This window comes from uncultured Aquincola sp., from assembly GCF_964001545.1.
GTDB lineage: Bacteria > Pseudomonadota > Gammaproteobacteria > Burkholderiales > Burkholderiaceae_C > Aquincola.
The window spans coordinates 1-5,599 of sequence record NZ_CAXFDV010000445.1 but is presented as its reverse complement, the minus strand read 5'-3'; the positions used below and the strand labels follow the sequence as shown (position 1 = coordinate 5,599).

7 protein-coding genes are annotated in these 5,599 nt (G+C 71.9%); all 7 read right to left on the bottom strand.

From position 1 onward, the window contains the following. Positions 1-134 precede the first annotated feature (134 nt). Positions 135-1,091 carry a hypothetical protein gene (locus ABNT58_RS15205; RefSeq protein ID WP_348754303.1) on the bottom strand — a complete coding sequence of 319 codons (957 nt, stop codon included), beginning with the start codon at positions 1,089-1,091 and terminating at the stop codon, positions 135-137. A 59-nt stretch (positions 1,092-1,150) separates the two neighbouring features. Further along, entirely contained in the window at positions 1,151-1,783 is a 633-nt protein-coding gene (locus ABNT58_RS15200; RefSeq protein WP_348754302.1) for a PEP-CTERM sorting domain-containing protein, read from the bottom strand. Positions 1,784-1,856: 73 nt separating this feature from the next. Continuing rightward, entirely contained in the window at positions 1,857-3,158 is a 1,302-nt protein-coding gene (locus tag ABNT58_RS15195) for a HAMP domain-containing sensor histidine kinase (RefSeq protein WP_348754301.1), read from the bottom strand. Positions 3,159-3,163: 5 nt separating this feature from the next. Then, a complete protein-coding gene (locus ABNT58_RS15190; RefSeq protein ID WP_348754300.1) occupies positions 3,164-3,865 on the bottom strand; it encodes a response regulator transcription factor in 702 nt (233 codons plus the stop codon). A 16-nt stretch (positions 3,866-3,881) separates the two neighbouring features. Beyond that, positions 3,882-4,385 (bottom strand): Spy/CpxP family protein refolding chaperone, encoded by a 504-nt coding sequence (locus ABNT58_RS15185; protein WP_348754299.1) that lies wholly within the window; start codon positions 4,383-4,385, stop codon positions 3,882-3,884. A 150-nt stretch (positions 4,386-4,535) separates the two neighbouring features. After that, positions 4,536-5,165: a flavin reductase family protein gene (locus ABNT58_RS15180; protein ID WP_348754298.1), complete on the bottom strand. Its 630-nt coding sequence runs from the start codon at positions 5,163-5,165 to the stop codon at positions 4,536-4,538. Positions 5,166-5,167: 2 nt separating this feature from the next. Further along, positions 5,168-5,599 (bottom strand): gamma carbonic anhydrase family protein (locus tag ABNT58_RS15175; protein ID WP_348754297.1); only part of this gene is annotated, 432 nt, incomplete at its 5' end.

Sequence of the window (5,599 nt, the reverse complement as noted above, 5' to 3'; positions counted from 1 at the left end):
GGCGGTGGGCGAGCGGCGGCTGGCGGAAGGACCCGGATGCTATCGCAAATGATTCTCATCTGCGAAGTAGCGTGATCCGCGGCGACCGCGCGGGCGCTGGCGCTGGCGCCCTGGGGGCGGGCGCAGGGGCCGGCTCAGCCCTGCAGCAACTGGCGCAGGTTGGCCATCACCCGGGCCGCGAAACGGGGCGGCTGTGCGCGTTGGGGCGGCACGGGGCGCCCAGTGGCGGGGCGCGGGGCGGCGCCGGGGGGCAGGAGCGCCGCAGGCGCGGTCAGCGGCGGGGCAAGCGCGTCCATGGGCGCGGCTGCGGCCGGCTGAACGGCATCCACCGGGCCCGCACCCGCCGGCGCTGCCAGCCCGTGGGGCGCTGCGACTTCGGCGCAATCGCGGGTGACGTAGCCCACGGCCGTCCACTCGCGCAGCATCAGGCACCAGGGGCGCTGCACATCGGCTTCGGTGGCCGCCACCGGCATGGCCAGCGGGCCGGTTTCGGCCTGGCCCGGCAGCGCGCCCAAGGCCAGCGAGGCGATGCAGCGCCCGCTGAAGGGGCCGCCCCGGCAGGGCTGGTCCAGCGCCCACAGCTCCAGCTGCAAGGAGCCACTGAGGTTGTCTTCCGGCCGCGGGTTGCGCACGCGGTCGACCACCAGGGCCAGGCCTTGCGCCGCCACCGGCGACCAGGCCACGCCCTGCAGCCGCGGCTGCACGAAGTGCTCGGGCTGGGCGAAGCGGGCTTCGTCGTGCAGCCAGAGGCTGCCGCCCGCGTCTTGCGCCACCAGCCGCAGCGACATGGCTTGCGGCCCGCCGCCGGCCGGAGGCAGCGCCATCACATAGCCTTCGACGTAGGTCGGCTCGCCATGGGTGTGCAGCGGCACGCTCACCGGCAGTTCGGCCACCAGCGCGGGGGCGGAAGGTGCATCCAGCGCGCTGGCCCACAGCTGCAGCCGCCAGTGGCTGTGCTCGGCGGCCTCGGGTCGCCAATCCACCTCGGCATTGAGGCGGGCGGTGTCGCCTTCGACCCGGTAGCCGAAGGTGCCCACCAGGCAGGCGGCCGGGCGGGGCGCAGGATGCATGTCGGTGAGCAGCGTCGTCATGCCGGGGCTCCAGGCTGTGGGGGCCGGTGGCGCCACGACCGCAGGCAGCGGGTGGCGGGTCAAACGGCGGAGCGGCGGCGCCAGCGTGCGGCGGTGGCGCCGGCCAGCGCCAGGCCCACCAGCGCCAGCGCGCCGGGCTCGGGCACGGTGTTGCCACCGCCGCTGCCGGCGAAGTCGAAGCGCAGGTTGTCGATGGAAAAGCGCGGGTCGTTCTCCTTCGTCAGCCGCAGGGTCACCTGGGTGAAGCCGTCCAGGTCTTCCACGCCCACGAAGCGGGGCGTGTTGCCGCTGTCGAACAGCATCTCTTCCTGCGACACGTCGAGGATGAACTCGCTGCCGTTGGACAGCTGATCCATGCCGACGCGGATGATCGGATCGGCGAAGGTGAAGGTGATGCTCAGCCACGATGGCGTGGCAGGCGCGCCGTAGTCGAAGTTGCTGGCGCCCTGGCTGCCGAAGGCGGCCTGCAGCACGCTGCTGTTGTTGGTGATCAGGCTGCCGCCGGTGACGGTGACGCCCTGGGCCGCGAACTGGCTGCCCACGGCGCTGCGGTCGGGCAGGCTGTTGAAGTCGATCAGCGTGCCGCTGAAGGCCGAGGCGGTCACCGAGACCGGGGCGGCGTGGGCGGGGCTGCCCGACAAGGCCAGCAGCAGGGCGGCCATGCACAGCGAGGGCGCGGTTGTGTGTGTCACCTGATACACCTTTGGTGCGTTGTTCACAGGTGGGCGATGCTACGCAAGATCAGGGCCGCCACGATGACGGGTTTCAGTGCAGCGGCAGCAGCGCCTTCACGCACAGCCCGGGCTCGGCGCGCTCGATGTGCAACTGACCGCCATGGGCCTGCGCCACCAGGCGGCACAGGTACAGGCCCAGGCCCACGCCGCCGGTGCGGCGCTGGCGCGCGCTGTCGGTGCGGTAGAAGGGCTCGGCCAGCCGCGCCAGCTGTTCGTCGTTGACGCCCGGGCCGTGGTCGCGCACCGTCAGCGCCAGCGCCTCGCCCTCGCGCTGCAGGCCCAGCACCACGGCCGTGCCGGCCGCATGCCGGCGCGCATTGCCGATCAGGTTGCGCAGCAGCAGCCGCAGCCGGCTGCGGTCCACCGGCAGCAGCGGCAGCTCGGCGGCCAGGTCCAGTTGCAGCGGCGGCTGGCCCGCATCGTCGGCCGCCACCTCGCGCAGCAGCGCGGCCAGGTCGGTGGGCTCGGTCTGCAGCGCGGCATGGCCGGCGGTGAGCCGCTCACTGTCCAGCAGGTCGCTGATCAGGTCGCGCATCTCGCCCAGGTCGCGCAGCAGTGCGTCGCGGGCTTCGCCGTCTTCCACCAGCTCGGCGTTCACCCGCGCGCGGGTCAGCGGGCTGCGCAGCTCATGGCTGATGGCCAGCAGCAGGCCGCGCTGCGCCTCCAGCATGCGCTGCAGGTCGGCGGCCATGGTGTTGACCTGCCCGGCCAGCTGGCCCAGTTCGTCCTGCCGCTGCACGGCAATCGGCTGGCTGAAGTCGCCCTGGCCATAACGCTGCACGCCGGCGCGTATGCCCTCGATCGGCCGCAAGAGGCTGCTCACGCCGCGCCAGGCCAGCGCCACCAGCAGCAGCAGCAAGGCCAGCGTGGCCCAGCCGATGCCGCGGGCGCGGCGCTCATGCGGCAGCGGCACCAGCCGGAAGGTGACGCGGTGGCCATCGGCCGTCATGCGGCTTTGCCATTCGGCGCCGTCGTCGTCGCGGCCGTGGCGGCGGGCCCGTGCGGCGCGCTCGGGGTGCGAGTCCCAGTGCACCTGCGGCCCGTCGATCTGGATGCGCAGCGGCAGCCGCTGCACCATCTGGCGCGCCTTGTCGATGGACGGCGGCGTGCCCAGGTCGGCGGCGGCCAGGTCCAGGTAATGCGCCACCAGCGGTCGCGCCAGCTCACGCCAGCCACCGCCGCGCATCGACTGCTGCATGCCCGAGAGAAAGACCACGACCGTGGCCACCGCCAGCAGCACGAACAGGGCCATCAGCCGCCAGCGCAAGGACTGGCCCAGGCGCTGTCGGGTGCCCTGCCAGCGGCCACGCCAGCCGGCGGCGGCTTCAGGCACCGCCGTCACGCAGCCGGCCCCGCGGCAAAGGCATAGCCCACGCCGCGCAGCGTGCGGATGCAGTCCAGCGGCTCCAGCTTCTTGCGCAGCCGGCTCACCAGGATGTCCACCGCGCGGGTCAGCAGGTCTTCGGCCGCATGGCCGCGCAGGCGCTCCAGGATCTCGTCCCGACTGAACACCTTGTGCGGCTCGCGCGCCAGCATCACCAGCAGCTCGAACTCGGTGCCGGTGAGGTCCAGCAGCTCACCCTGGCGCAGCGCCTGGCGGCGGTCCAGGTCCAGGCTCAGCCCGTCGAAGGCCATCACCCTCGGGCCTGTGGTCGGGGCGGCCGGCGCGGCACCGCGGCCGCCGCTGCGCCGCCACACGGTTTGCAGCCGGGCCAGCAGCTCACGCGGCTCGAAGGGCTTGGGCACGTAGTCGTCGGCACCCAGTTCCAGGCCCACCACGCGGTCCATCACGTCGCCGCGGGCGGTGAGCATGACGATGGGCAGGTCGCTGTGCTTGCGGATGGTGCGGCACAGCTCGAAGCCGTCCATCTCCGGCAGCATCACGTCGAGGATGGCGGCATCGAAGCCGCCCTCTTTGAGCAGCGCCAGGCCGGCGCTGGGCGTGGTGGCCGACACCAGCTCGCAGTCGAAGCGGCGGAAAAAGGCCGCCAGTGGCGCGGCCAGTTGTTCGTCATCGTCGATCAGCAGCAGGCGTCGCATCCGGCCATTGTCGCGATCAGCCGCGCGGGCCGCGCTCGCCATGGTGGCCGCGGTGGCCACCGCGCCGGTTCAGGAAGTCGCGCACCTTCTGCTGCTGCTCCGGCCGCAGGCTGTCGTAGAAGTCGCCCATCGCGTTGATGAGCTGCGGGCCGCTGGTCTGCAGCGCCTGCGTCTTCTTCTGCAGCAGCACCTGGGCGCCGTTGCGGTCGAAGCTGTTGCCGGTGATCAGCGATTGCAGCTCGGCGCGCGGGCCGCCGGGGGCGCCGCCCATGGCTTCGCGCTGGGCCTTCATCGCGGCGGCCAGGGTGTCGAGCTTGGCCTTCTGGCCGGCATCCAGCTCCAGGCGGCTGGCAATGCGCTCCAGCATCTTGGCCTGGTGCGCGGCGCGTTCTTCAGGGCTGTGCTGGCCCCAGCCGGGGCGGCCCGGCTCGCCGTTGGCAGCCGCGAAGGCCGACAGGCCGCCGAAGAGGACCGAAGCGCCGAGCACGCCGGCCAGGGACCGTTGGATCCAGACTTTCATCGTGGGCTTTCATCAGGGGTTGCGATGGAAGCCATGGTGCCGGCGGCCGTGGCCGCGGTCCTCTCGCCCGGGTATCGGCGCGTTTCGTTTCTTTTCACCGATGAAGTTGCGTGCCTGCAGGCCCGGCGCGGGTGAAGCCGGGCCGCGTTTTCACTTCGGCCGCCTCATCTTGAAAAGCGCTTCAGGCGTGATCTCGAAGTAGTCGGCCGGGCCGCCGCCGCGCAGGATGGGGCGGGCCGCGGCGGTGTCGTACACGCCTTCCACCAGCAAGGATTTGTCGATGTGCACCGCCACCACCTCGCCCAGCACCAGCCAGGTGGGCACCGGCGTGGCGTCCACCGTCTGCAGCTGCACGATCTGCGTGACCTTGCACTCGAAGTTCACCGGGCTCTCGGCCACGTGCGGCACGCTGATCACGGTGGAGGCGCGCGGCGTCAGCCCGGCCAGCTCGAACTCGCTCACCTCGGGCGGCACGGCGGCGCAGGTGGCGTTCATGGCCTCGGCCAGCGGGCGCGTGGCCAGGTTCCAGGTGAACAGGCGCGTGCGCTCGGCATTGCGCACCGAATCCTTGTAGCCGATGCTGCTGAAGCCGACGATGGGCGGCGTGTAGTTGAAGGCGTTGAAGAAGCTGTAGGGCGCCAGGTTCAGCTGGCCCGCTTCGTCGTGCGTGGCCACCCAGCCGATGGGGCGCGGACCGACGATGGCATTGAACGGATCGTGCGGCAGGCCATGGCCCAGCCGCGGTTCGTAGCTGTGGATGTGCTCGGGCAGCGTGGCCATGCTCAACCCACCTTCTTCAGGCCGCGGGCAAAGCGCTCGCCATTGCCCACGTAGTGCCGCGCGCTGCGCTCCAGCCCGGCGATCTGCTCGGGCGTGAGCTCACGCACCACCTTGGCGGGGCTGCCCAGGATCATCGAGCCATCGGGGAATTCCTTGCCTTCGGTCACCAGCGAGCCGGCGCCCACCAGGCAGTGCTTGCCGATGCGCGCGCCGTTGAGCACCACCGCGCCGATGCCGACCAAGGAACCATCGCCGATGGTGCAGCCGTGCAGCATCACCATGTGGCCCACGGTCACGTTCTCGCCGATGGTCAGCGGCTTGCCGGGGTCGGCATGCAGCACGCTGCCTTCCTGGATGTTGCTGTGGGCGCCGATGCGCACCGGCTCGGGCTGGTCGCCGCGCACCACGGCGCCGAACCACACGCTGGCGCCTTC

What these genes read in the sequence shown, in the direction of transcription:
- ABNT58_RS15185 (WP_348754299.1), bottom strand. Translation starts at nt 4,385, where the DNA reads ATGAAAGTCTGGATCCAACGGTCCCTGGCCGGCGTGCTCGGCGCTTCG.
- ABNT58_RS15190 (WP_348754300.1), bottom strand. Translation starts at nt 3,865, where the DNA reads ATGCGACGCCTGCTGCTGATCGACGATGACGAACAACTGGCCGCGCCA.
- ABNT58_RS15205 (WP_348754303.1), bottom strand. Translation starts at nt 1,091, where the DNA reads ATGACGACGCTGCTCACCGACATGCATCCTGCGCCCCGCCCGGCCGCC.
- ABNT58_RS15180 (WP_348754298.1), bottom strand. Translation starts at nt 5,165, where the DNA reads ATGGCCACGCTGCCCGAGCACATCCACAGCTACGAACCGCGGCTGGGC.